The following is a 25,156-nucleotide window of genomic DNA, read 5'->3' as shown; positions in this document are numbered from 1 at the left end:
GCGGCCCCGGCGACACGGCGTCCCGGCGGGCCTGACCATGGGCAGGATTCTCTGGCTCGCAAGCTATCCGAAATCGGGCAACACCTGGGTTCGCGTCTTCCTCGCCAACCTCCTGATCGGCGACGGCAACGCACCGGTCGCGCTCGACCGCCTCGGCGAGGCCACCCTCTCGGAATCCGGCACGACCGGCTTCGCCCGGTTCGACGACCGGCCCTGGACGGAATGGAGCCATGACGACATCGCGGCCATGCGCCCCAGGGTTCAGGAGCGGATCGCCTCGACCGGCGACGGCGCGGTGCCGGTCAAGACGCACTCGGCCTTCGTCATGGCCAAAGGCGCACCGGTGATCAACATGGCGGTGACATCAGGGGTGGTCTATATCGTCCGCAATCCGCTCGATGTCGCCATCAGCTACGCCGACCACCAGGGTCTCGGCGTCGATGCCATCATCGGGATCATGGCGACCGACATGTTCCGCACGCCGACCAACGAACACAACGTCTTCGAGGTCATGGGAAGCTGGACCCAGCACGTCCGAAGCTGGACCGGCAGTTCGAGCCCGATGCTCCACATCATGCGCTATGAGGACATGCTGGCCGATCCGGAACCTGTCTTCACGCGCCTCGTGTCCTTCATGCGTATCGGGGCCGATGACGCCGCCGTGCGCCGGGCGGTCGATCTCAGCAGCTTCGACCGGGTGCGCGCCCAGGAGACATCGGAGGGGTTCCGCGAACGCACACCCGCCCAGGCGCACTTCTTCCGCTCGGGCAAGGCCGGCCAGTGGCGCGACCGGCTGACACGCGACCAGGTGGCGCGGATCGTCGGCGACCATCGCGAGCAGATGGCGCGCTTCGGCTACTGTCCCGGGGATGAGGCGACATGAGCGACGTCGATGTCGCCGCCAATCTTGCCGCCGTGAAGACCGGGATCGCGGACGCTGCCGGGAATGCCGCACGCGCTGCCGGCGATATAACGCTGGTCGCGGTCTCCAAGACCCACGATGCGGCGCGCATCCGGCCCGCGCTCGAGGCGGGTCATCGCACCTATGGCGAGAACCGGGTTCAGGAAGCCCGGGGCAAATGGCCCGCCCTCAAGGCCGCCTGTCCGGATCTCGAACTCCACCTGATCGGCCCGCTGCAAACCAACAAGGCCGAGGATGCGGTGGCGCTGTTCGACGCCATCGAAAGCGTCGACCGGCCCCGGCTGGTCCGGGCGCTGGCCAGGGCGATGGAGAAGACCGGTCGCCGTCCGGCCTGCTTCATTCAGGTCAACACGGGCGAAGAGGCGCAGAAGGCCGGTTGCCTGCCTGCCGGGGCCGATGCGCTCGTCGCGGAGGCGCGCGGGGCCGGGCTCGACGTGAGGGGCCTCATGTGCATCCCGCCGTTCGACGACGAACCGTCGCTCCATTTCGCCCTGCTCGCCGACATCGCCCGGCGCAACGGTCTCGCCGGCCTGTCGATGGGCATGTCCGGCGACTACGAAACGGCGGTCATCTTCGGTGCCACCCATGTGCGCGTCGGCACGGCGATCTTCGGCGCGAGGCCGCAGCCGCCCGCTTGACCGGCCCGGTGCCGCGCGCCATAACCCGCACCATTCCCGGACACAGTGAGGTCCCGATGAATCGGGTGTTTTCCGGCATCCAGCCGACCGGCAGCCTGCATCTCGGCAACTATCTCGGCGCGCTCCGGCGCTTCGTGGCGATGCAGGACGAGTTCGACTGCATCTATTGCATTGTCGATCTGCACGCGATCACCATGCCCTGCGATCCCGGAGCGTTGCGCCATGCCACGCGGGAGGCGGCGGCGGGCTTTCTGGCCGCCGGTCTCGATCCTGAGCGCTGCATCATGTTCAACCAGAGCCAATGCCCGATGCACACGCGGCTCGGCTGGATGCTGTCCTGCCTGACGCCGCTGGGCTGGCTCAACCGGATGACCCAGTTCAAGGAGAAGGCCGGAAAGAAGCGCGATCATGCGAGCCTCGGCCTCTACGGCTATCCCGTGCTTCAGGCCGCCGACATTCTTGGGTTTCGCGCCACCCATGTGCCGGTGGGCGAGGACCAGAAGCAGCACCTGGAGCTGAGCCGCGACATCGCCGGAGCGTTCAACCGCCGCTTCGGCGTCGATTTCTTCCCGCTGCCCGAACCGGTGATCGCGGGCGAGGCAACGCGGGTGATGAGCCTGCGCGACGGCACCAGGAAGATGTCGAAATCGGACGAGAGCGACTATTCGCGTATCAACCTGACCGACGACCGCGACACCATCGCACGCAAGTTCCGCAAGGCCCGCACCGACAGCGAACCCGGCGTGACCGACGATCCGGAGAACCGTCCCGAGGCCTCGAACCTGATCGCGATCTACGCCGCCCTGGCCGACAGCAGCCGCCAGGCGGTGGTCGACGAATTTGCCTCGGCCCGGTTCAGCGACTTCAAGGAACGGCTCACCGAGCTTGCCGTCGAGAAACTCGGCCCGGTCGGCGAGGAGATGAAACGGCTGGCCGCCGATCCCGGCCATGTCGACGCTGTGCTGCGTGACGGCGCGGCGCGGGCACGCAGCATCGCCGAACCGATCCAGGCCGAGGTCGAGGAGATCATGGGGTTTCTCAAGCCCTGACCGGCGAGACCGCCGACATGGCCCGGGGCCGACGGCGAAACCTGAGAAAGACCGATGCCCGACCCGCGCGCCGCGCCTTGGCTTCGTACCGGGTTTCGGGCCAGTCGTCGGGGCGGATGCGCCAGTCGTCGGGCCCGCGCGCCTGCCAGACGAGATCGTCGAGCGGCCAGACCGCTGCCATCATCCACCGGGCATGGTCCATGATGTCGGTGGCCAGCCGAAGCTCGCCGCCATCGGCCAGCAGCGCGGCAAACCGGCGCGCCGTCTCGCGATTGACGATCCTGCGCTTGTGGTGCCGTGTCTTGGGCCAGGGATCGGGGAAAAGCACGACGATCCGTTCAAGGCTTGCCTCGGGCAGGGCGTCGAGCAGGGGCCGGACGTCGCTGTCGAGGATGCGCACATTGTCGAGGCCCCCGTCATCGACATGGGCCAGCAGGCTCGCGACACCGTTGAGGAACGGCTCCGCGCCGATCATGGTGACATCGGGATTGGCCCCGGCCTGCCAGGCCAGATGTTCGCCGCCACCGAAGCCGACCTCGAGCCACAGCCGGTCGTGACCCGGCAGAGGGCCGCGCAGATCGACCGCACCCTCGCCGCCGAGCGCCGGGCGCAGGCGCGGCAGCAGCGTATCGACCAGCGCCTGACGGCGTGCCGAGAGGGCATGGCCCTTGCGCCGGCCCTTGTGCCGGCGGTCCGGACCCGCGGCGGAACGGGGCTCGGTCATGGCGGTGACTGTGCAGAACGCCGCCGCCCTGCGGTCAGGCGCGGCGGCGTTCCGGCTCAGCCGACGGCGCTCTTCAGCGCATCGGCGAGATCCACCTTCTCCCACGAGAACCCGCCATCCGCCTCGACGTCGCGTCCGAAGTGGCCATAGGCGGCGGTGCGCTCGTAGATCGCCCGGTCGAGGCCGAGATGATCGCGAATGCCGCGCGGGCCGAGATCCATCACGTCCCGCAGCGCCGCCTCAAGCCTCACTTCGTCGCACTGTCCGGTGCCATGGGTATCGACATGGACCGACAGCGGATCGGTCACGCCGATGGCATAGGATACCTGGATCGTGCAGCGCTCGGCGAGCTCGGCGGCGACCACGTTCTTGGCGAGGTAACGGCAGGCGTAGGCCGCCGAACGATCGACCTTCGACGGGTCCTTGCCCGAGAAGGCACCGCCGCCATGCGGTGCCGCGCCGCCATAGGTGTCGACGACAATCTTGCGCCCGGTCAGGCCGGCGTCACCGTCGGGACCGCCGATCACGAAACTGCCGGTGGGGTTCACGTAGAACGCGTCTTCCCCGCACATCCAGCCTGCGGGCAGCACCGCCTCGACATGGGGCCGGACGATCTCCCTGACCTGGTCCTGATCGAGGCTGGCGTCGTGCTGTGTCGAGACAACCACCGAGGTGGCACGCACGGGCTTGCCGTTTTCATAGGCGAGCGTCACCTGGCTCTTGGAATCGGGGCCCAGAAGCGGCTCGGTGCCGTCGTGGCGGACCTCGGCCAGGCGCTTGAGAATGCGATGCGAAAGGTGGATCGGCGCGGGCATGAGCGCATCGGTCTCGCGGCAGGCATGGCCGAACATGATGCCTTGGTCGCCGGCACCCTCGGCCTTGTTGCCGGCGGCGTCGACGCCCCGGGCAATGTCGCGCGACTGCTCGTGAAGTCTGACGTGAACCTCGGCGTTCTTCCAGTGGAACCCGTCCTGTTCGTAGCCGATCGCCCTGACCGCGCCGCGCGCCAGCGCCTCGACCTGTTCGACGATGCCATGCGGTCCCCGGACCTCGCCGACGATGACGATCAGGTTCGTGGTGGTCAGTGTCTCGCAGGCGACCCGCGCATCGGGATCGGCCCCGAGATAGGCATCGACCACGGCGTCCGAAATGCGGTCGCAGACCTTGTCGGGATGGCCTTCGGAGACCGATTCGCTGGTGAACAGATAGTTGCTTCGGGCCACGCTCGCCCCTCCCCCTCGGATTTCGGATCGTCGACATGTCGAAAGGGCACCGCTCTGCCAACCGCCCCCTTCGCGAAAGACGGCCCTGCAAGGTGGCTGCCGCGCCGGACACTCGCCGAAGCATGTCTATCGGTCAAGTCATGTCTGTCGGTCAGGTCATGTCTGTCGGTCAGGTCATGTCTGTCGGTCAGGCGATCTGACGCTGCGTTTCGGGCGCGCTGCAGGCCGGTCAGTCGGTCTGCAATCTGTCCTTCGGGCTGTCTTTCGGTCCGTCTTTCGGTCCGGCGGCCTTGACCAGTTCGTACACCCTGCGCCGCAGCCTGTCGTCGGGAATGCGATAGTACGCGCGGACCAGTTCCAGCGTCTCGCGCCTGGTCAGTGCATCCGGTCCGGACGGATCCTCGGGCCGGCTGTCCGGCGGCGCTGCACCGCCCGCCCGCGCGGTCTCCTCGGCCATGGCGTCGAAGAAGAAATCGACCGGAACGTCGAGAATCTGCGACAGCTTGAACAGGCGGCTCGAACCGATGCGGTTTGCCCCGCGTTCATACTTCTGGACCTGCTGGAACGTCAGTCCCAGAGCCTCTGCCAGCGTCTCCTGACTCATGCCGAGCAGCGTGCGGCGCAGCCGTACGCGGCCACCGACATGAATGTCGATCGGATTGGGGTTGCTTGCCATGACATACCGTTCTTTCGTGCCGTTCTTTCGTGTTGCCCCCGCACCTCTGCGCCCGATGGAGGCTGTTGTCGGGGCAAACCTAACCCGATCGACCCGGCGATGCCAGCGCCGCCCGCCCGCCCGCTCGCCCACCCGCAGCCTTGCGCCCCCGCAAGGTCCAGACCAGCCCGGCCGCGCCGAGAAAGACAAGTCCCGCGAGCGACCCGTCGCCGATTCGGGCATGGAGCGTGGGTTCGGGAAGCGGGCCGGGAAGGACGAGGTCGAGCACGCCGCGGTGGCCCAGCGGCAAGCTCGCGACGACACGGCCCCGGGCGTCGATCGCCCCGCTGATGCCGGTGTTGGCCGCGCGTACAAGCGGGAGGCCCTGCTCGACCGCCCGCATACGCGCGGCGACGAAGTGCTGGTAGGGCCCGGTCGAATGGCCGTACCAGGCATCGTTGGTGACATTCAGGAGCCATGCCGGTCGGCCCCGGTCGCCGACGATCCCGGCCGGAAAGATCACCTCGTAACAGATCAGGGGTGCGAAAGACGGCGCAGAATCGAGGTGCATGACGCTCGGGCCGGGGCCCGGGACAAAATCGACACCGCCGGGCGCGATCCTCTCGACCGGCAGGATACCGCGGCCCGGAACATACTCGCCGAAGGGCACGAGATGGTGCTTGTCATAGCTGTCGACGAGCCCCCCGGCATCGAACGCCAGAAGGCTGTTGTAGGGTCTTAGGATACCCTCGGCGTCGCGCTCGATGCGTACGGCACCGATCAGGAGATGGCCCCGGTCCGGCGCGACGGCGGCCAGCCGGGCGGTCGTTTCGGGCGCGCGCAGGAGGCTGTGCGGCACCGCAGCCTCGGGCCAGACGATGACGGCCGGCGTTTCGCCCGCAGGTTGCGAGAGACTCAGGGCGAGATGCGTCGCAAGATGCGATTGGTAGAGGGTGCTGCGCCATTTGTCGGCCTGCGCGATGGCCGGCTGGACGATGCGGATGACCGGTCCCGTGGCCGCCTCGGGTCCGGCGCTCGAAAGGCGCCATGTTCCAGCCGCCCAAGTGGCCGCCAGGAGCCCGACCGAGACGCCCAGGCCAGCCATGACACGCTTAGGTGTCAGGGCACCCTCGCGGGCGGCAAAGGCGGGCGCCAGCGCCGCGGCCAGGACAATGGCGCTCAGCAACCAGGGCCCGCCCCAGGCCGCCGGCTGGATCATGGCGTCGGAGACGGCCAGCGCGGTCCCCATCAGGTTCCAGGGGAATCCGGTGAGGATCCAGCTTCGTACCCATTCGAGAACGAGCCAGGCGATGCCGAGCGCGACGATCCGCGGGGCACCCGCTGGGACGAGGCGGGCGGCCAGGGCGGCGACGGCAGGGAACACGCCGAACCCCGCCCCGATGGCCAGCAGCGCGACGGGATAGAGCCAGCCGAAGCGATCGGCATCGACCAGCAGGGCGTTGGCGATCCAGGAGAACCCCGCCAGCGCCCAGCCGATACCGAAGAACCAGCCGTCGAACAACGCCCGCCGGCTTGCGCCCGCACCGTCGAGGATCCAGACCAGCCCCGTGAAGCCGACCAGTGCCGCCGGCAGGATGTGGAACGGTGGCAGGGCGGCGGCGGTCAGGGCACCGAGCAGGCCGAGCACCAGGGCGCGCCGCCAGGATCGCAGCGCTGCAAGGCGGGCCGGCAGGGTCTCCAGCCGCCCGGCGCTCGCCGGATCAGGCGCGGCCTGCACCACGCCGGACCCGCAGCCGTTTGATCCGCCGCGGATCGGCATCGACGACCTCGAACCCCAGGCCGCTCCTGTGCGTGATCAGCTCGCCGCGCGAGGGAATGCGCCCGAGCATGGCGTAGACCAGACCGCCGACGGTCTCGATGTCCTCTTCCTTCTCGTCGTTCAGAAGATCGCAGCCGGTCATCCGTTCGAGTTCGTCGACCGGTGCCCGGGCATGGGCCTCGATGATGCCGCCCGGCCGTTCGCTCAGCAGGTCGCCGTCGTCGGTATCGTGCTCGTCCCGTATCTCGCCGACGATCGGCTCGACCAGGTCCTCGATGGTGGCGAGCCCGTCGATCCCGCCGAACTCGTCGACCACCAGCGCCATATGGGTGCGCGAGGTCCGCATCCTGATCAGCAGGTCGACCACCGGCATCGACGGCGGCACGAAGAGCACGTGTCGTGTGATGGCGCTGAGCGGCGCTCCCGGCGGCTCCGCACCCCAGTGGTCGAGCAGGTCGCGGACGTGGATCATGCCAATCGGATCGTCGAGCGTCTCACGGTAGACCGGCAGCCTGGAATGACCCTCCCGCCGCACCAGTTCGACGACATCGTCGAGCGCCGCCTGCTCATCGACGGCGATGACATCGGCGCGCGGAACCATGACGTCGTCAACCCGGAGTTCGCCGAACGCCAGCAGGTTGGCCAGCATCGCGCGTTCTGTGGCCGAGAGTGTCGAGCCGTCCTCCTCGTCCTCGTCGAGCATCTCCTCGACCGTCTCGCGCAGGCTTTCGCCGTTGCGTCCGCCGATCAGCTTGCGCAGCCAGCCGCCGAAGCCGGTGCTCGCAGGGGTCGGGGAACCGGGTGATCGATCGGCCATGGCGGGTCAGCGATAGGGGTCGGGCACGCCGATACCGGCCAGGACATCGCATTCCAGCGCTTCCATGACTTCGGCGTCGCCGTCGTCGTCATGGTCGTAACCCAGCAGGTGCAGCGTGCCGTGAACGACCAGGTGGGAGAGATGGTGATCGGCGGGCCGTCCGGCCTCGCAGGCCTCGCGCATCAGGGTTTCGCGCGCGACGATGATGTCGCCGAGACCCACCGTTGCGTCCGGCGGGTCGCCGGGATCGCGCTGCGGTGCCTCGCCCGCGCGCCGGGCAACCGACGGGAAGGACAGCACATTCGTCGCCCTGTCGATGCCGCGCCAGGCGCGATTGAGGTCGCGCACCCTGCCGTCGTCGGCCAGCACGAGGGTGACCTCCGCCGGGCACCCGGGACAGGCCGCATCGAGGGCGGCGGTCAGCGCAGCGCGCGCCGTGCTTGTCGCACCGGGCAGCGCCGTGAGCCAGGCGGGGTCGTCGATGGCGAGATCGATCGCAACGGACGCGCCCCCGCCGGTTGTACTGCAGGATTGGTCGTCGTCCATCAGATGTTATCCATCGCGGATGCTGTCCATCACGGATTACTGTCCATCACCCCGGCCCCACCCCGCGCCGCGCGGATTTACCGCTTTCGCGCGCGTCATAGGCTCTCACGATACGCGCGACGAGTTCGTGGCGGACCACATCGACATCGCTGAAACGGATGGTGCCGATCCCCTCGATCCCGTCAAGCACCCCGATCGCATCGGCGAGACCGGATCGCACGCCGCCGGGAAGGTCGACCTGGCTCAGATCGCCCGTCACCACCATGCGCGCATTCTCGCCCGGGCGGGTGAGGAACATCTTCATCTGGACCGGCGTGGTGTTCTGCGCCTCGTCCAGGATGACGAAGGCGTTCGACAGCGTCCGGCCCCGCATGAAGGCCAGCGGTGCCACCTCGATGGTGTCGCTCGCCAGCCCCCGGCTGACCTTCTCGGGCGGCATCGTGTCGTAAAGCGCGTCGTAGAGCGGGCGCAGATAGGGATCGACCTTCTCGCGCAGGTCGCCGGGCAGAAAGCCGAGACGTTCGCCGGCCTCGACCGCGGGCCGTGACAGGATGATGCGGTCGACCTTGCCGGCCTCCATCATCGAGACCGCCATGGCGACGGCGAGGTAGGTCTTGCCCGTGCCGGCCGGGCCGAGCGCGAAGACCATCTCGCGCTCCTGCAGGGTCTTGAGATAGCGCGCCTGGTTGCGCGAGCGCGGCGCGATCCGCTTCCTGGGCGTCCTGATCCCGATCGTCGCGGCGTCCCCTTCGGTCTCCCCGACCGGGCCGGCGGCGAAGCGCAGCGCGGCGTCCACATCGGCCGGTGCGACCGTGAGCCCGCTCTTGAGGTGCCCGTAGAGCTGGTTCAGCACACCGACCGCCGTGTCCGCCGACCATGCGGGTCCACGGATCGCGACCTGGTTGCCGCGCGAGGTGATCGCGACATCGAGTTGCTGTTCGATGCGCGCCAGATGACGATCGTGAGCGCCGTAAAGCGCGGTCAGAAGCCCGTTGTCGTCGAACGTGAGATAGCGCATGACCTCGGCCTCGACCGGGCGGGGCGTGGGCGGGCGGGGCCGTGGGGAGGCCGTGTCCGCCATCAGGCCACCTCGTCCATGGCATCCTCCATGGCCTCGGAACCGCCTGATGTCAGGACACCTGTCAGGCTGTTGGCGCGCGCTTCGGTCAGTCTGACCCCGACGATCGATCCGAGCCGTGCGGCATCGGCCTCGACATGCACGGCCTGGAGCCACGGGCTGCGACCGACGAGCTGTCCGGCGTGTCGGCCGGGCCGTTCCAGAAGCACCGTGCAGCGGCGTCCCACGCTGGCGTGGTTGAACGCCGCCTGCTGGGCGTCGAGCAACTGCTGCAGGGCGCTGAGCCGATCGGACTTGACGTCTTCGGGAACCTGCATGGCCGCACCGGCGGCCGGCGTCCCGGGCCGGCCACTGTACTTGAACGAGAACGCCTGGGCGTAGGTGACCTCGCGCACAAGCGCGAGCGTGGCGGCGAAGTCGGCATCGGTTTCGCCGGGGAAACCGACGATGAAATCGCCCGACATGGCAATATCGGGCCGTGCGCTGCGGATGCGTTCGATCAGACGCAGATACGCATCGGCGGTGTGCCGCCGGTTCATGGCCTTGAGGACCCTGTCGCTGCCGGCCTGGACCGGGAGATGCAGATAAGGCATCAGGGCCTCGATCTCGCCATGGGCGGCGATCAGATCGTCGGACATGTCGCGCGGATGGGACGTGGTGTAGCGGATGCGCTTGAGACCGGCTATGTCGGCGAGCGCGCGGATCAGCCGTGCCAGGCTCCAGGTTCCGCCGTCGGCCCCTTCGCCGTGATAGGCGTTGACGTTCTGGCCCAGCAGCGTGACCTCGCGCACGCCCTGTGCCGCCAGGTGCCGCGCCTCGGCGAGCACGGCCCCGGCAGGCCGTGAGAATTCGGCACCCCGGGTGTAGGGCACGACGCAGAAGGTGCAGAACTTGTCGCAGCCTTCCTGAACCGACAGGAACGCCGTCGGGCCGTCGGCCGATTGTTCGGCGGGCAGGTGATCGAACTTCGACTCGGCCGGAAAGTCGGTATCAAGCACGGCCCCCGCCGCGCGGTGCGCGCGGGCGACCAGTTCGGGCAGGCGATGATAGGTCTGCGGCCCGACGATCAGATCGACCGCGGGTGCCCGGCGCGCCATTTCCTCGCCCTCGGCCTGGGCGACGCATCCGGCGACACAGATCAGCATGTCGCCGCCGTCGTTGCGCCGTCGCTGCTTCAGCGGACGCAGGCGTCCCAGCTCCGAATAGACCTTCTCGGCGGCCTTCTCGCGGATATGGCAGGTGTTGAGGATGACGAGATCGGCACCTTCGGGCGCTTGTGTCTCCTCATACCCGAGCGGCGACAACAGATCGGCCATACGACCGGAGTCGTAGACGTTCATCTGGCAGCCGTAGGTCTTGATGAAGAGTTTTCTCGGCAATCGCGGATCGCGCTTGGGACGCCGGGCAGCGTCGCCTGTGGGTGCGTCTGTGTCGCTCGTGTCGCCCGTGTTCTCGTGTACGCCCGTGTCCTCTACGTCTGCGTCCTCTACGTCTGCGTCCTCTACGTCTGCGTCCTCTACGTCTGCGTCCTCACGTGCGCCTGTCTCGCATCGCGGGCACGCGGCATGTGTGCCCTCTGGCGGATCATGCCCTGGCAGACGGCGCGGAGTCAATTGGCCCCGGCGCGCTTCAGCCGGCCCGATCCCCTGCGCCGGCGCGGCGGCAACCGACCGGTCAGCGCCATCGCCACACCCTCACGGACGATGCCGTGGCAGCGTTCGGCCAGGGCGCGCCGGTCGCCGCCGGTCTCGTCGATCGTGAGCGCGGGATGGAACTGCACGATCGCCGTGGCGACGCCGCCCCGCAACATCTGCCAGGCGTGGGGCACGAGCTCCATGTCGCCATACCAGGCGTAGAGCGGCCTGAGCTCCCGGCCCATCGGCAGGTTGGAGAAGCCGGCATAGGCGATCGAGACCGGCTGAACCGTGACGGCCTCGCCCCGCACGCGCTTCTGTGCGGTGGCGAAGAGCGCACGCTTGAAGGGCAGCACACGGTTGCCGTCGCCCGTGGTGCCCTCGGGAAAGAGAATGAGCCGCTCACCGGCGTCGAGCCGCTGTTCGATCGCCGTCTTGTGCCTGCCGGCCTGGCTGCGACGCCGGTCGACGAACACGGTGCGCTGGAGCCTGGCGAGCAGGCCGAAGAAGGGCCACGCGCCGATCTCGGCCTTGGCGACGAAACTGCCGCGAATCAGGGAACCGAGAATCTCGATGTCGAGATACGAGCTGTGGTTGGCGACGTAGATGCAGGGCCGTTTGCGGCTCGGTCGACCGCGGATGTCGAGCTTGATGCCGACGATCCCGAGCACGATGCGATGGTAGAACTGCGGAAAGGCGTGGCTTGCCCTGGCGCCGAACACGACGAGCACGAGCTGGATCGGCAGGCAGGCGGCGGTGAAGCCGAGATAGGCGATTGCCCGCACCATGGCGACCGCGGTCATCATCCGCCGCCGTGCCCGTCCATCGCCATGTCTCCGTCCTCGCCCCCGCCTCCGCCCTCAAGGTCGCGGTAGCGCTTGCTGTACCTGTCGTTGACCGTCGAGACATCGAGCACGACACAGACATCGGTCGTGTTGAACTGGCGATCGATCACCGCACCGTCGCCGAAGCGGCAGCCGGCGCGGACATATCCCTTGATCAGGGGCGGCAGGCTCGCCCACCCCCTGGCTTCGTCGACCGCTTCGGCCGGCAGTCGTTCCATGCCGACATAGAGATCGTCCAGCGCGCGCGGGCGCAGCGCGTCCGGCGCCGCACGGTAATACGAGAGATAGGAGAGCGGCAGGGCAAGATCGTCCGGGTCGGTGCCGTGCAGACTGGCGCAGCCGAACATGATCCGGATGTCGTACCGGTCGGCATAGGTACCCAGCCCGCGCAGCAGGGCGGTGATGGCCCCGCCGGCGCGATAGTTCGGATCGACGCAGCTGCGGCCCAGCTCGACCAGTTCGCCTTCCACGGACAGGAGCTTCGCGATGTCGTACTCGCCGGTCGTGTAGAACCTGCCGTGCTGTTCCGCCACCGATCGGCGCAGCAGCCGATAGGTCCCGACGATCGATGCCTCGCCCTCGCGTTTGGGGTCGCGCACGATCAGGTGATCGCAGATCGTGTCGAAATCGTCGAAGTCGCGACCCTCGGCGGCCATGGTGCCGATCGGCGTGGCGTTCATTTCCTCATAGAAGACACGGTAACGCAGGCGTTGCAGCGCCCGGACTTCCTCTTCGGTGCGTGCAAGCCTGAGCTCCAGCCCCCCGGACATGATACCGGCTTCAAGCGGAGCCACATCGGATTCATGCCCGGATTGGTGGCTGGATTCGCGATTGCTCATGGAACGAACGGAACGGCCTCAGGTCTCGCGGCGGTCCGCGCGCGGCTTCACCGCCTTGCCGTAGAGTTCGAGCCTGTGATCGACCAGCCTGAAGCCGAGCCTTGTGGCGATCTTCTCCTGCAGGGCCTCAAGCTCCTCGTCGAGAAACTCGATGACCTCGCCCGTATCGACATCGATCAGGTGATCGTGGTGTTCGTCGTCGTCGGTCGCCTCGTAACGCGCCCGGCCGCCGCCGAAGGCGTGGCTCTGGATGATCCCGGAATCCTCGAACAGGCGCAGGGTGCGATAGACCGTCGCGAGGCTGATCCGTTCGTCGATATCCGCCGCACGGCGGTGCACGTCCAGGACATCGGGGTGATCCTGGGCATCGGACAGCACGCGCGCGATGACGCGGCGCTGCCCGGTCATCTTCAGGCCCCTGTCGATACAGGCTTGCTCGATCGGTGATGTCATATGTGTGCTGGACGGTCGGCATGGGCACCGACCGGCGCATCCTCCCCGGCTCGCGGGCTCCTGTGTCTGACCCCTTCGGCCCGACTCCTTCAGCCTGACTCCTTCAGCCCGACTCCTTCAGTCTAACCCCTTCGGTCCGCTGCCGCCACGCCGTCCGGGCGGGCTTTGCGCGGCTTCGGTCTCGATCCCATATATGGGTTTGGCTGGCGCGAGGCAAAGCAGGAAACGACACCCGCCCATGACTGTTCTCACTGTTCTCACCGTTCCCAACGATCCGCCGCCCGACGTCACACTCGACATCACGTCCGATGTCTGCCCGCTCACCTTCGTCAGGACGAAGCTCATGATCGAGCGGATGGAATCCGGCCAGGTGGCCGAGGTCCGGCTGAACGACGGCGAGCCGCTCGGCAACGTGCCGCGTTCGGTCGAGGAGCACGGCCACGCGATCCTGTCGCTGGAACCGGAGGCCGAGGGCTCCCCGGTCTGGCGTCTGGTCCTGAGGAAGAGCTAGAGCGCATCGCACTCAAGGCGGATCCTATCGCAGATCGGTCCGATCCGATCGGGATATGCCCTGACCGGGATCGACAGCCATGGTGAGCGCATCCGTGCGGCCGTTGTCGTAGTAACCCTTGCGCCATCCCACCTGACGGAATCCGTGACGGGCATAGAGCGCCCGGGCCGCCCGATTGTCGCGCGCAACCTCCAGATACAGCCGCGACGCACCGCCGACAGCCGCCCGGTCGAGGACGGCGGCAACCAGTCGTGTCGCGACGCCGTGGCGACGGGCGCGCGGCAGGACGCCGATGGTCAACAGCTCCGCTTCGCCGGCAACGGTGCGGTGGATGGCAAACCCCAGGTCGTCGTCGTCATGCGCGATCAGGGCACCCGCACCCGTGCCGTTCAGGACCCTGACGATCGACGCCGCGCTCCAGGCCTCGTCGAAGCAGCCGCCATGAAGCGCCGAAAGCCTTGCGGCATCCCTGGCCGTGGCGTGGCGCAGCGTGACCGGGCTAGACTGCATCGGCCTGACCGGAGACGCCGCCATGGCCGCCCTTGTCGAGATCGCCCCGCCCGGCCACGATGTGGTGGTCGACCTGGTTTATGGCCATGACGACAATGTCACGGGCCGACGCATCTATGCCGCACCGCGCTGCTTCCTTCACCCCGATGCCGCGCTGTGCCTGGAGCGTGCAATCGGCCATGCCGCCGAACAGGGCCTTCGGCTCAGGATCACCGACGCCTTTCGCCCGTCCGAAGCGCAGTGGGCCCTGTGGAACCACACGCCCGACACGGACTATGTTGCCGATCCGCGGCGCGGTTCGCCCCACAGCCGCGGGGTTGCGGTCGATGTCACGCTGATGGACCAGGCCGGTGCGGAATGCGACATGGGCGGGCCGGTCGACGACCTGACCGGGAACGGCCATCACGACGCACCGGGGCTCGACCCCGCCGCGCGGGCAAACCGGCTGCTGTTGCTCGGCATCATGACAGCCGCCGGCTTCGACTGGTATGTCCGCGAATGGTGGCATTACCAGCTCTTCCAGCCGCGCCGTTATCCTCTTCTCACCGACCGCGCCGCAGGCACGGGCATGATGGGATGAGCCGCGCGGGCGAGCGTGTCGAAAGCCGTGCGGCGGGGTTCCGCCGGCGCGATAGCGTGCGCGTGTCGTTCGTGCGCGCGTCGTTGGGGATGAGGTCGGGAGCGTTGTCGTCGCGCCGGTTCATGGCGTGTCTCCGAAGCCTGGTCGCCGTGGGTCTCCTGGCCGCGGCTGCCCTGACGGCGCTGCCTGCTGCCGCCGCCGCCGCCGATCCCGCCTCTGCGGTGATCCTGATGTATCACCGGTTCGGCCAGGACCGCCTGCCGTCGACCAGCATCCGCATCGACCAGTTCGAACACCACATCGAACGCCTGACGAGCGGGAGCCACACGGTCCTGCCGCTTGAGGAGGTCGCGCTGGCGCTGGTCGAGGGCCGCCCCCTGCCGGATCGAACGGTCGCGATCACGATCGACGACACCGACCGGTCGATCGTCACCGAGGCTCTGCCGCGCCTGAAGGCTGCCGGCCTGCCCTTTACCGTCTTCGTCAGCACCGATGCGGTCGGCCAGGTCGGCGGGGCGCTGACCTGGGACGACATCCGTTTGCTCGAGGCCGGGGGCGCGGCGATTGGCGCACACGGTGCGGCGCACGACCATATGGCGTTCATGACGAGGGCGGCGATGGAGGAGGATCTGGTCCGCATGGCCGCGACCTTCCTGCAGGAGCTCGGCGAGGTGCCCCGTCTCTTCGCGTACCCCTATGGCGAATACGGCGTCGAACTCGTCAGCATGGTGCGGGACGCGGGCTACATCGCCGCCTTCGGGCAGCACTCCGGTGTCGCGACAGCCGGCGCGAACCGCTTCACCCTGCCGCGATTCGCCATGAACGAACGTTACGGCGCGGCCGATCGCTTCGCGACCGTCATCGACACCCTGCCATTGCCCGCCACCGGGATCGTGCCGCAGGACATGCCCATCGCGACCGGCCAGCCGAATCCCCCGGCTGTCGGGTTCACGGCCCTGGAGTCGGCGGGGCCGCTCCATCGCCTGGCATGTTTTGCCTCGAACGGCGCTGAGGTGACGCTTGGGATGATCGGCGCGCGCCGGGTCGAGCTGAGGCTCGATCGGCCATTCCCGCCCGGTCGGAGCCGCATCAATTGCACGATCCCGGCCGGGGACAGCCGGTTCCGCTGGCTCGGGATCCCGTTTGTCGTGCCGGGCGGCGCTGGCTAGCGCGCCCCAACCCACCGGATCCCGCCGAGTCAGGCCTGATCCGATCAAATCGCGAGGTCGGCCAGACGCGCGCTGTCGAAATCGGTCAGGTCGTTCTGACGGATCACCGAGCGGATCAGATCGACATACCCGGGCGCCTCGGCGTATTCGTCGAGACCGCCGGCCAGGGTCCAGCCGTCGAGTGTCTCGCCCCGGGCATGGAGACCGACACGCATCGCGCGCAGATGCTCGTAGGCGGGATGGCGGTTCAGGTTCACCAGATAGGCGAAGACCGAGTCCTTCAGGCCGTCGAACGACTTGACCACATGGGTCTCACCGGGCGGACGTGCCCCGGGAACGATGCCGTCGTCGGCATTCCAGGAGCGCTGGCCGAACACCGCGTTGCCTTCATGGACAAAACGCGACGTGCCCCAGCCGGACTCCAGCGCCGACTGGGCGAGCGCCAGGGATGCGGGGATCGCGTCGACCCGGCGCGCCAGCTCGTGGAGGTCGCCGTCGTCGACGTAGTAGAGCGCGGCGAGCTCGTCGATCCAGGCCTGCTCTTCGGCGCTGGGCACCCGGCCCATGTCGACCCTGTCCTTGAGATGGAGCAGCCGCGCGCGGTCGGCGAGAATGCGCTCGTTGGCGTCGAGCACCAGCGGCAGCATCACCTTGATGAAGATGCGTTTCCTGTCGGCGGCCTGGCCGATCTCGGCCATATCCCGGGGCATGGCGGCGACGTAGACGCGCGGCACGAGCGAATCGCCCTCGCGCACGGCATCCACCGTCAGCCCGGCTTGGGTCAGGGCGGCATCAACCGCAAGGGCCCCGGTCTCGCTCACCGCGCCCGGCACCGGTGTGGTGCTCCGCGTCTCCACGGGCAGCCGGATTTCGCTCGGAACCGGGCGGATCGTCGCGCCATGGGCGGCCCCGTCGGCGGCAGCCCTGTCATGAGCGGCCCCGCCGACCGAGGTGGTGCGCGCTTCGAACGGCACAAGCAAGGCGGCCAGCACGGCCACACCGGAGAGTGCAATCCTGTGCATGATGAGGCAGCCCCCGGGCAGCCCGTATCGTCCGCGCCACGCCCGTCCTCCAACGGCGCGGCGTGGCCCGCGGTCACATGACCGGGCGGACCTCGACGACTTCGGGAATATAGTGTTTCAGAAGGTTCTCGATGCCCATTTTCAGGGTCATTGCGGAGCTGGGGCAGCCTTGGCAGGCACCCTGCATGGTGAGGGAAACGATGCCCTTGTCGTAGGATCGGAACACGATGTCGCCGCCGTCCTGTGCGACCGCCGGGCGGACCCGGGTGTCGAGCAGTTCCTTGATCTGGCCGACGATCTCGGCGTCGTTCTCGGAGAAGCTCTCCTCGGCCGCGGCGTCGTCGCTGTCGATCACCGGGCGTCCGGCGATGAAGTGCTCCATGATGACGCCCAGAATGGCAGGCTTCATGACCTGCCAGTCGGCCGCCTCGGTCCTGGTGACAGAGATGAAATCGCTGCCTAGGAAAACGCCGTCGACACCTTCGACGTCGAACAGGCGATGGGCCAGCGGCGAACGCCCGGCATCGGCCCGATCGGTAAAATCGGCTGTGCCCTGCGCCATCACGGCCCGGCCCGGAAGGTACTTCAGGGTCAGCGGATTGGGCGTGTCTTCGGTCTGGATAAACACCGTCGTCTCCCGTTTCCCGGCGCTCCTGTCGGAACGATGTCCCCGAAACAGGGGCAACCCGGTCCCGACCCGGTCCACGTCAACATAGTGATCGCCGTCACCCGGTCAAGCCGGACGACGCATGGCTGACATGCACACCCCCGCGTCCCCGCCGCGCCAGCGGCGAAAGCCAAGCGTGCGGAGCACGCGCCCGGCGACTGAGGGAACAGGAAAAAAGCGAAGCCGCAGGCTTCGCCGGGACGCACCGGCGCTAGGTGATGTTGATGATCGTCTCGTCGGTCAGCGTCCCCGGGACCACGACCAGGGGGATCGTCAGGCGGCCCGCCAGATGGCCGGCGAGGAAGGAGACCAGCCTGCCGCGGCCTTCTTCCGGATTGGAGCCGACGCACAGCAGGTCGATCGTGGGGTCGTCGTCGATGGCGCCCAGAACCTCGTCGCCGATACGGCCCTCGCGCACCATGAGTTCCGGCATCACCCCGGCCCAGCCGTTGACGTCGGCGGCGATGGCGTTGAGCAGGTCCTCGGCTTCGCCGCGGCGTTCCTCGCGCATCATCTCCTCGACGCCCGACCACTGGCGGAAGTCGACCGGCTGGACGACATGCAGCAGGGCGACGCGGCCGTTGGTGGTCCTGGCGCGGCGGCAGGCGTAATGCGTCGCCACCCTGCTCGGCGGGGAGCCGTCGACGCAGACGAGAAACTTGACCTCACCGGCGACATGGTCGGCGCGCGGGTCCGTGCTGGTGCCTGTATCGGTCATGTCACGTATCGGTCATGTCACTCCGTTCGGGTTGTTCGCTGCCGGGCGATCTCCGCCGCCCGATCCAGTGGCACCCGACCAATGGCACTTGATCGGGGGCACCCCATCAGGGGCGCCGGAACAGGGCATTGCCCGCCAAGCCTGCCAGAACAGCGGCGATGACGGCAAGAATGCCGTAGAGCGCCGCTTGCCGGTGGGCGAAGTCGAAGATGTCGGCACCGAAGCCTGCCTTGTCAACCGTGAGCGGCGACGACTGCGCGGCGACAATCTCGCCGTCCCGGATCAGGAAGGTGTCGGCGATATAGGTGCCGACCGGCACGCTGGCGGGGAACGGGATGACGGCCCGGAACAGGCGCCCGCCCACGACATTGATCGTGTCGGGTTCGGTCGGGTAGAGCCCCTCGGACTGCTGCAGTGCGATCAGCGCCATCCGGAACTCCTCGGCTTCCTCGGGCGTCAGCGCCTCGTCGGGTGTGAGCCGGAGGCCATCGAGGCCGATCTCCATCAGCCGGCGCATCTCCGGCGCGCCGATCTCGTCGAGCGGTCTTGTCGAGGCGATGCCGTAGAAGGTCGGAACCGAATGGAAACGGGCGGATTCGGTGTTGATCCAGATGCCCATCACCCGGTCCTTCTTGCGCACCACCAGCGCCTCGCGCGGGCCACGCACGATGACCACCACATCGCCCCCGCCCCCGCTCTCGCCCCCGCTCTCGATAGCGCCGAAGACGAGCAGCTCCGTGCCGGTGAAATCCGAGGTGATCTGGATCAGATGGCGCGACAGATCGGCGATCAGCTCCTGGGCCCGGGCGGGTGCGCCGGGCACGGCGAGAAGCGCCGCAAGGGCGGTGATGAGCACAAGCCGCCTCAATGCAGCCCCACCACGGCAAGGCTGTAGAGGCTCGATGGCTCCGAAACCAGCCGGTAGACCAGGGTGCCGCAGACCCCGAGCACGACCAGCGCCAGCAATCCGCGCAGCTCCTCGCCGCGCAGCTCCGCGCCGACCCGTGTGCCGAACTGCGCACCGATCACGGCCCCCAGCGTGAGCAGACCGGCGAGCACGACATCGACGGTCTGGGTGCTGGTGGCGTGCAGGAAGGTCGCGACGGCCGTGACGAAGGTGATCTGGAAGAGCGAGGTGCCGATCACGATCGAAACCGGCATGCCGAGCAGGTAGATCATGGCGGGAACCAGCAGGAAGCCCCCGCCGACACCCATGATCGCGGCCAGCACGCCGACCAGGAAGCCCAGCAGGATCGGCATGATCGCGCTGATGTAGAGCCGTGACGCGCGGAAGCGCATCTTGAACGGCAGGCCGTGGCCCCAGCGGTGGATGTGCGCCTTCCTGCGGGGTGCGGCACCGTCCTTGCGGCGCAGGATCGCGCGCACCGACTCGACCATCATCAGCAAACCGATGGCACCCAGCATCACGACATAGGAGACCGAAATCACAAGGTCGATCTGGCCCAGCTGCCGGAGCAGTCCGAACAGCCAGACACCGAAGGCCGAGCCGGCCATGCCGCCGACCAGCAGCACGCTGCCCATCTTGAAATCGACCTGGCGTCGTCGCCAGTGCGCCATGAAGCCCGAGACCGAGGCCGCGACCACCTGGTTGACCTCCGAGCCCACCGCCACGGGCGGCGGCACGCCGATGAAGATCAGCAGCGGCGTCATCAGGAAACCGCCGCCGACACCGAACAGGCCCGACAGGAAGCCCACCGCTCCGCCCATGCCGAGCAGCAGGAGGATATCGACGGACATCTCTGCAATCGGCAGGTAGATCTGGAACATGGCTGATCCCGCGGAACGGAAGGAACCCGACCCTTGTGCGCCTCGAAAGGCCGCCGAACAAGCGGAAACCCCGCGAAATCCCTGACATCACGCAAGTATGTCACGCAAGCACGCCACACAAGTCTTGCCGAACCGGCTTCCTCTGCGGGCCTTGCCGGAGTGTCTTCAATCTGATCGTGTTGATCGTTGATCCTGTCCCGCTGCGGCAGCCTTTCGGAGCAGGGCCTTGAGCCCGGAGAATGTCATCCCGAACGCCATCCCGGCCCTGCCGTTCGGGCACCGGCGAGCCCCTCTCGCACCACCGCCGCAGACGCCGACAGGCCACCCTCGATCGCATCGACGACCCGGCGGCGAGGGTCCGGAAGGCAAAGCGACACATCGGCGTTTGTCAGCCTCCGGGCCGGCATGGTATTCCTGAACCATGGACCCCCTCGGCACCCTTCACCGCGATACCGCCCGCGACGTGCGGCTTCATGTGCGGCTGCATGTGATGGTGCTGCCGCCTCCTTCATCCCGGAGGTCGTATCATGATAGATGACACTCTGACCGCCCTCATCACCGGCGGTGCCACGGGCCTGCTCGGCACGTTTGTCAGCGCCGCCACGGACTACTTTCAGGCACGTCAGCGTCACAGGCAGGAGATCAGGGTGCGCAGGCACGATCTGGAGCTCCATCGAGCCAGGGCCGCCCTGGCCGAGCGCGGGGCTACGATCGAGGCCCAGCTGGCCAGGATGCAAGACAATCTCAAGGACGAGAACGACAGGATGCGAGACGAGCTCAGAGCCGAGATCGTCAGGATCCAGGACGAGCTCAAGGCCGAGAACGCCAGGATGCAAGACGAGCTCGCCGCCCTGAAGGCGTCCCATGAAGAGCCCGGGCTGCGCTGGTCGCGGCCCGGCGACGGCCCGGCCATGGTCCCGTCTATGGTCTTTGTCAATGTCATCCGCGGCCTGCTGCGCCCGCTGCTGACCGTAGCCTTCCTCGGGCTGACCGCCATAGTCTATTTTACGCTGGACGGCGGTTATGTGACCAATATCACGCCGCCCGGCGGTGGTACGACCGAGATCAACATTCACTCCCGCGTCATCGACACCATTCTGTATCTCACCACGACCACCGTGCTGTGGTGGTTCGGCGCACGCCAGATCGGCAAGCGCACCGACCGCGAGGCGGACCGATGATCGACGCCGACACATCCCGGAACAACCCGCCAAGTCCCGGATCATCCCCCGGATCATCCCATTTCCGTAAATCGAACGCCCGGGTCCGTCGGACACCCCCGCACGGTGCCGCGCTGGCACCCGCCGGTCCGGTCACGCATCCGATGCCTGGAGTTCCGGCGGGCTGGCGGCGAGCACCTCGCGTTTGCCGACGTGGTTGGCGGCGCTGACGACGCCGTTGCGTTCCATCTGCTCGATGATGGTGGCCGCCCGGTTGTAGCCGATCTTGAGGTGGCGCTGGATGAAGCTGGTCGAGGCCTTCTGTTCCCTGGTGACAAGGAAGACGGCCTGATCGTAGAGCTGCCGGTCCTTGCCATCGGCGCCGCTCTCGCAGCCGCCGGGATCGCCGCCACCGGCGTCGAAGGCCTCCTCGGTGACCGATTCGATGTACTCGGGCCCGCCCTGGCGGCGCAGGAACTCGGCGACCTGCTGGACCTCCTCGTCGGAGACGAAGGGGCCGTGGATGCGGGTCAGGCGGCCGCCGCCGCGCATGAAGAGCATGTCGCCCTTGCCCAGGAGCTGTTCGGCGCCCTGCTCGCCGATGATCGTGCGGCTGTCGATCTTCGAGGTGACATGGAAGCTGATGCGGCTCGGGAAGTTGGCCTTGATCGTGCCGGTGATGACGTCGACCGAAGGACGCTGCGTTGCCATGATGAGATGGATGCCCGCGGCGCGCGCCATCTGGGCCAGACGCTGGATCGCACCCTCGATATCGCGGCCGGCGACCAGCATGAGGTCGGCCATCTCGTCGACCACCACGACGATATAGGGCAGCGGCTTTTCGGCGATGACCTCGTCCTCGAAGACAGGTTCGCCGGATTCGGCGTTGAAGCCGGTCTGCACGGTGCGGGTCAGCGCGGACCCCTTGGCCTGGGCCTCGGCGACACGCTTGTTGAAACCGTCGATGTTGCGCACGCCGATCTTCTGCATGGCGCGATAGCGCTGCTCCATCTCGCGCACGGTCCATTTGAGCGCCATCACCGCCTTGCCGGGCTCGGTGACGACCGGCGTCAGGAGATGCGGGATGTCGTCGTAGACGCTGAGCTCCAGCATTTTCGGATCGATCATGATCAGGCGGCACTGATCGGGTGTCATGCGGTAGAGCAGCGAGAGGATCATGGCGTTGACCGCGACCGACTTGCCCGAGCCCGTCGTGCCCGCGACCAGGAGATGCGGCATGTTGGCAAGGTCCTCGACCACGGGCACGCCGGAGATCTGCTTGCCCAGCGCAATCGGCAGCCTCATGCCTTGCCTGGTGAAGTCCCTGGTCTCCATCAGTTCGCGCAGGGCAACCATCTCCCGGTCGGCGTTTGGCAGTTCGATGCCGAGCACGGTTCGCCCGGGCACCACGGCGACGCGGGCCGAAATCGCCGACATGTTGCGGGCGATGTCGTCGGCCAGGCCGATCACGCGGTTCGCGCGGATGCCGGCCTCAGGCTCGAGTTCGTAGAGCGTGACGACCGGCCCGGGGCGCACGTCGACGATTTCGCCGCGGATTCCGAAGTCACCCAGCACGCCCTCGAGCATGCGGGCGTTCTGCTCCAGGCCCTCCTCATCGATCTTCTTGCGGGTCGAGGGATCGACATCGACCAGCAGCGCGTTCGGCGGCAGCGTGAACGCGGCATCGGGATCGAAGGCGAAGGTCTGCTGCACGGGCTTCTTGCGCTTCGTCTTCCCGGGCGTATCGGCGCGCTGCTGCACGCGGCTCCGGGCGCCCTGCTTCGGTGCGGCCTTCGGGGCCGCGGGTTCCGGCACGATGTCCTCGCCGTCCTCGTCGGGCAAGGGTGCGCGGCGCAGGCGCTCGCGCAGGAAGGCAATGCCCGAGGCCGTGCCGGCATGGAGATGCGGCAGGCCTTCACGAAGGCTGGCGATCAGCCAGACACCGCACGCCTTCAGGCCCCGGCCCATGGTGGCGACGTCGGTCCAGGGCAGGGCGGTCGCAAAGGCCGCAAAGACGACACCGGGAATGCCGAGCGCAAGGACGACCCAGCCGACGGCGATACCCTGCACGAAGGCAAGGTCGGCAATCTGGCCGGCGATCAGCACGCCTGTCAGACCGCCGGGACCGGCGGGCAGGCTCGTCGCACCGGGCCAGCCGGCAAACTCAAGCGCGGGCGCCAGGAAAAGCACGGCAAGCGGAATGGAGACAGCCCGCCACATCGGATGGGGCAACGCGTGACGCACCGTGAGCCGCCGCGCCCATGCGCAGAACACGAGAACGGGCAGGAAGCCGGGCACCCCGACCCAGGTGAAGACGAGATCGGAGGCGAAGGCACCGAACCGGCCTGCGGTGTTGAGCGCCTCGGCCGTGGTGGCGTGACCGAACGAGGGATCGGCACCATCCCAGGTTGCCAGGGCGATCAGCAGCCAGCCCGCACCGAGCGCGAGAGCGATCCCGAGTATCTCGGCGCCGCGCCGGAGCAGCCAGGCCGCGGCCCCGGGCGGCAGAAGCCGGAAGGACAGGAGCCGGAAGGAAGGGGCGGGTGCGTTGCGTGTGGCCATGATGGATTACCTCTGGCCGAGGGTCTCGGCGATACGTGTCAGCCCGGTCCCCGTGGTTTCGGGATCGCTCACCAGCGCGACCCGGATGTAGGCGGCCGCCGCGTTGGAGCCGTCGGGCAGGTCTTCCGCCAGATAGCGTCCGGGCAGGACCTTGACGGCGGCCTCGCCCCACAGGCGCCTGGCCGCTTCGACGCCGTCGCCGACATCGAGCCAGAGAAAGAAGCCGCCCGGCGGACGGAAGAACCCGAAGCGGTTGCCCAGAATGCGCTCGGCCATGTCGATCTTTTCACGGTAGAGGCGACGGTTCTCCGACACATGCGCCTCGTCGGACCAGAGCACGGCGGCGGCGGCATACTGCGCCATGGCACTTGAGGCCGCGGCGTACTTTCTGAGGCGCAGGAACGCCGCCAGAAATTCGGGATCGCCCGCGACGAAGCCGTGGCGCAGACCCGGCACGCTGGAGCGCTTCGAGAGCGAGTGGAAACAGACGACATTCGAGAGGTCGTTGTCCTCGGCGCAGATCTGCATCACGCCCGGCGGCGGCGCACGATCGTAGATCTCGGCGTAACACTCGTCGGAGACCAGCAGGAAATCGTGCCTGCGCGCAAGATCGACAGCGCGCCGGTAGTAGGCGAGATCGGCCACCGTGCCCTGCGGGTTGGCGGGCGAGCAGAGATAGAAGATTGCCGCGCGGTCGAGCAGCGCGGGTTCGGTCCGGTCGAGATCGGGCAGGAAGTTGGTCTCGGCCGTGCACGACAGGAAGACGGGCTCCGCGCCGGCCGCCACTGCCCCGCCCTTGTAGGGCTGGTAGAACGGGTTGGGCATCAGGGCCGCCGGTACCTTGCCACCGCTGGCGCGCGGCACGGCGGCCAGCGCGATCATGAAGAGACCCTCGCGGGTGCCCTGGACCGGCAGCATCGAACGATCCGGGTCGATCAGGTTGTCGGGCAGGCCGTAGCGACGGTTGAGCCATGCCGTCATGGTCCGGCGCACCGCAGGTGTGCCCTCGACCGGAGGATAGATGCCATAGCCGTCGAAACTGCCCTGCAGCGGGGCCCGCGCAATCCCGGGCACGCCGTGCCTCGGCTCGCCGATCCACATCGGGATCGCCTCGGTTTCGCCTTCTGGCAGCGGAATACCCTCCAGAAGGGCATTGAGGCGCCAGAACGGATAGTCCTGAAGATCGTCGAGCTTGTCGCTGATCACGGTTCACCTGTCGATGCAACGGCAGGCAACAAGCTTAACCTGAACCCATGAGAAAGGCAA

The 25,156-nt window shown here is 67.8% G+C and carries 26 protein-coding genes; 7 read left to right on the top strand and 19 right to left on the bottom strand.

All coding sequences use genetic code 11. The annotated features are described in order from the left end of the window. Positions 1-37 precede the first annotated feature (37 nt). Genes GDA49_09565 through trpS form a run of 3 tightly spaced genes read left to right on the top strand, consistent with a single transcriptional unit; the run spans position 38 to position 2,609 of the window. Positions 38-883, top strand: coding sequence for a sulfotransferase domain-containing protein (locus tag GDA49_09565; protein ID MBC6440632.1), 846 nt, complete (start codon positions 38-40; stop codon positions 881-883). Further along, on the top strand, positions 880-1,560 hold the full coding sequence (locus GDA49_09560) for a YggS family pyridoxal phosphate-dependent enzyme (protein MBC6440631.1): 681 nt from the start codon (positions 880-882) through the stop codon (positions 1,558-1,560). The genes GDA49_09565 and GDA49_09560 overlap by 4 nt, the downstream gene beginning before the upstream one ends. Before the next feature lie 56 nt (positions 1,561-1,616). Further along, positions 1,617-2,609, top strand: a complete 993-nt coding sequence (gene trpS, locus GDA49_09555; GenBank protein ID MBC6440630.1) for a tryptophan--tRNA ligase — start codon at positions 1,617-1,619, stop codon at positions 2,607-2,609. On the opposite strand, the gene trmB is transcribed toward trpS, so the two are convergent. The 11 genes from trmB to GDA49_09500 all read right to left on the bottom strand — a co-directional run bounded on the left by trmB (position 2,599) and on the right by GDA49_09500 (position 13,203). Further along, positions 2,599-3,333, bottom strand: a complete 735-nt coding sequence (trmB, locus tag GDA49_09550) for a tRNA (guanosine(46)-N7)-methyltransferase TrmB (protein ID MBC6440629.1) — start codon at positions 3,331-3,333, stop codon at positions 2,599-2,601. The genes trpS and trmB overlap by 11 nt on opposite strands. Positions 3,334-3,389: 56 nt before the next feature. After that, positions 3,390-4,556 carry a methionine adenosyltransferase gene (locus tag GDA49_09545; GenBank protein MBC6440628.1) on the bottom strand — a complete coding sequence of 389 codons (1,167 nt, stop codon included), beginning with the start codon at positions 4,554-4,556 and terminating at the stop codon, positions 3,390-3,392. Positions 4,557-4,785: 229 nt separating this feature from the next. Beyond that, complete coding sequence (locus tag GDA49_09540) at positions 4,786-5,232, bottom strand: helix-turn-helix transcriptional regulator (GenBank protein MBC6440627.1); 447 nt, start codon at positions 5,230-5,232, stop codon at positions 4,786-4,788. A 79-nt stretch (positions 5,233-5,311) separates the two neighbouring features. Beyond that, on the bottom strand, positions 5,312-6,991 hold the full coding sequence (lnt, locus tag GDA49_09535) for an apolipoprotein N-acyltransferase (protein ID MBC6440626.1): 1,680 nt from the start codon (positions 6,989-6,991) through the stop codon (positions 5,312-5,314). Further along, positions 6,933-7,808 (bottom strand): HlyC/CorC family transporter, encoded by an 876-nt coding sequence (locus GDA49_09530; protein ID MBC6440625.1) that lies wholly within the window; start codon positions 7,806-7,808, stop codon positions 6,933-6,935. The genes lnt and GDA49_09530 overlap by 59 nt, the downstream gene beginning before the upstream one ends. Before the next feature lie 6 nt (positions 7,809-7,814). Next, positions 7,815-8,354: an rRNA maturation RNase YbeY gene (gene ybeY / locus GDA49_09525; protein ID MBC6440624.1), complete on the bottom strand. Its 540-nt coding sequence runs from the start codon at positions 8,352-8,354 to the stop codon at positions 7,815-7,817. 46 nt (positions 8,355-8,400) lie between these two features. Beyond that, complete coding sequence (locus GDA49_09520; GenBank protein ID MBC6440623.1) at positions 8,401-9,372, bottom strand: PhoH family protein; 972 nt, start codon at positions 9,370-9,372, stop codon at positions 8,401-8,403. A gap of 62 nt (positions 9,373-9,434) precedes the next feature. Beyond that, positions 9,435-10,811 (bottom strand): tRNA (N6-isopentenyl adenosine(37)-C2)-methylthiotransferase MiaB, encoded by a 1,377-nt coding sequence (gene miaB / locus GDA49_09515; protein ID MBC6440622.1) that lies wholly within the window; start codon positions 10,809-10,811, stop codon positions 9,435-9,437. A 230-nt stretch (positions 10,812-11,041) separates the two neighbouring features. After that, on the bottom strand, positions 11,042-11,872 hold the full coding sequence (locus tag GDA49_09510; GenBank protein MBC6440621.1) for a 1-acyl-sn-glycerol-3-phosphate acyltransferase: 831 nt from the start codon (positions 11,870-11,872) through the stop codon (positions 11,042-11,044). Next, entirely contained in the window at positions 11,869-12,750 is an 882-nt protein-coding gene (locus tag GDA49_09505) for a GNAT family N-acetyltransferase (GenBank protein MBC6440620.1), read from the bottom strand. The genes GDA49_09510 and GDA49_09505 overlap by 4 nt, the downstream gene beginning before the upstream one ends. Before the next feature lie 18 nt (positions 12,751-12,768). Next, on the bottom strand, positions 12,769-13,203 hold the full coding sequence (locus GDA49_09500; GenBank protein ID MBC6440619.1) for a transcriptional repressor: 435 nt from the start codon (positions 13,201-13,203) through the stop codon (positions 12,769-12,771). Between the two features lie 238 nt (positions 13,204-13,441). Between GDA49_09500 and GDA49_09495 the strand changes: the two genes are divergently transcribed. Next, positions 13,442-13,714 (top strand): sulfurtransferase TusA family protein, encoded by a 273-nt coding sequence (locus tag GDA49_09495; GenBank protein ID MBC6440618.1) that lies wholly within the window; start codon positions 13,442-13,444, stop codon positions 13,712-13,714. A 24-nt stretch (positions 13,715-13,738) separates the two neighbouring features. Here GDA49_09495 and GDA49_09490 read toward each other — a convergent pair whose 3' ends face one another. Then, positions 13,739-14,224 (bottom strand): GNAT family N-acetyltransferase, encoded by a 486-nt coding sequence (locus tag GDA49_09490; GenBank protein MBC6440617.1) that lies wholly within the window; start codon positions 14,222-14,224, stop codon positions 13,739-13,741. Positions 14,225-14,246: 22 nt separating this feature from the next. Here GDA49_09490 and ddpX point away from each other — a divergent pair, with 22 nt between their 5' ends. Both ddpX and GDA49_09480 read left to right on the top strand, forming a co-directional pair. Continuing rightward, positions 14,247-14,804, top strand: coding sequence for a D-alanyl-D-alanine dipeptidase (gene ddpX / locus GDA49_09485; protein MBC6440616.1), 558 nt, complete (start codon positions 14,247-14,249; stop codon positions 14,802-14,804). Positions 14,805-14,926: 122 nt separating this feature from the next. Further along, on the top strand, positions 14,927-15,973 hold the full coding sequence (locus tag GDA49_09480; GenBank protein MBC6440615.1) for a polysaccharide deacetylase family protein: 1,047 nt from the start codon (positions 14,927-14,929) through the stop codon (positions 15,971-15,973). Positions 15,974-16,017: 44 nt separating this feature from the next. On the opposite strand, the gene GDA49_09475 is transcribed toward GDA49_09480, so the two are convergent. The 5 genes from GDA49_09475 to GDA49_09455 all read right to left on the bottom strand — a co-directional run bounded on the left by GDA49_09475 (position 16,018) and on the right by GDA49_09455 (position 20,168). Then, positions 16,018-16,995, bottom strand: coding sequence for a glucosaminidase domain-containing protein (locus tag GDA49_09475; GenBank protein MBC6440614.1), 978 nt, complete (start codon positions 16,993-16,995; stop codon positions 16,018-16,020). A 73-nt stretch (positions 16,996-17,068) separates the two neighbouring features. Next, positions 17,069-17,623 (bottom strand): NifU family protein, encoded by a 555-nt coding sequence (locus GDA49_09470; GenBank protein MBC6440613.1) that lies wholly within the window; start codon positions 17,621-17,623, stop codon positions 17,069-17,071. A 250-nt stretch (positions 17,624-17,873) separates the two neighbouring features. After that, positions 17,874-18,380 (bottom strand): universal stress protein, encoded by a 507-nt coding sequence (locus GDA49_09465; protein MBC6440612.1) that lies wholly within the window; start codon positions 18,378-18,380, stop codon positions 17,874-17,876. A 106-nt stretch (positions 18,381-18,486) separates the two neighbouring features. Continuing rightward, a complete protein-coding gene (locus GDA49_09460; GenBank protein MBC6440611.1) occupies positions 18,487-19,236 on the bottom strand; it encodes a TIGR02186 family protein in 750 nt (249 codons plus the stop codon). Between the two features lie 8 nt (positions 19,237-19,244). After that, positions 19,245-20,168 (bottom strand): sulfite exporter TauE/SafE family protein, encoded by a 924-nt coding sequence (locus GDA49_09455; GenBank protein ID MBC6440610.1) that lies wholly within the window; start codon positions 20,166-20,168, stop codon positions 19,245-19,247. Between the two features lie 527 nt (positions 20,169-20,695). Between GDA49_09455 and GDA49_09450 the strand changes: the two genes are divergently transcribed. Beyond that, complete coding sequence (locus GDA49_09450; protein MBC6440609.1) at positions 20,696-21,349, top strand: hypothetical protein; 654 nt, start codon at positions 20,696-20,698, stop codon at positions 21,347-21,349. Between the two features lie 132 nt (positions 21,350-21,481). Here the strand turns inward: GDA49_09450 and GDA49_09445 are convergent, their stop codons facing one another. After that, positions 21,482-23,890 carry a DNA translocase FtsK 4TM domain-containing protein gene (locus GDA49_09445; protein MBC6440608.1) on the bottom strand — a complete coding sequence of 803 codons (2,409 nt, stop codon included), beginning with the start codon at positions 23,888-23,890 and terminating at the stop codon, positions 21,482-21,484. A gap of 6 nt (positions 23,891-23,896) precedes the next feature. After that, a complete protein-coding gene (locus GDA49_09440; GenBank protein MBC6440607.1) occupies positions 23,897-25,096 on the bottom strand; it encodes an aminotransferase class I/II-fold pyridoxal phosphate-dependent enzyme in 1,200 nt (399 codons plus the stop codon). Positions 25,097-25,156: the final 60 nt, after the last annotated feature.

Source organism: Rhodospirillales bacterium (assembly GCA_014323865.1).
Lineage (GTDB): Bacteria > Pseudomonadota > Alphaproteobacteria > SP197 > SP197 > SP197.
Note: the sequence above shows the minus strand (reverse complement) of the source record. Positions and strands in the feature narration are given on the sequence as shown.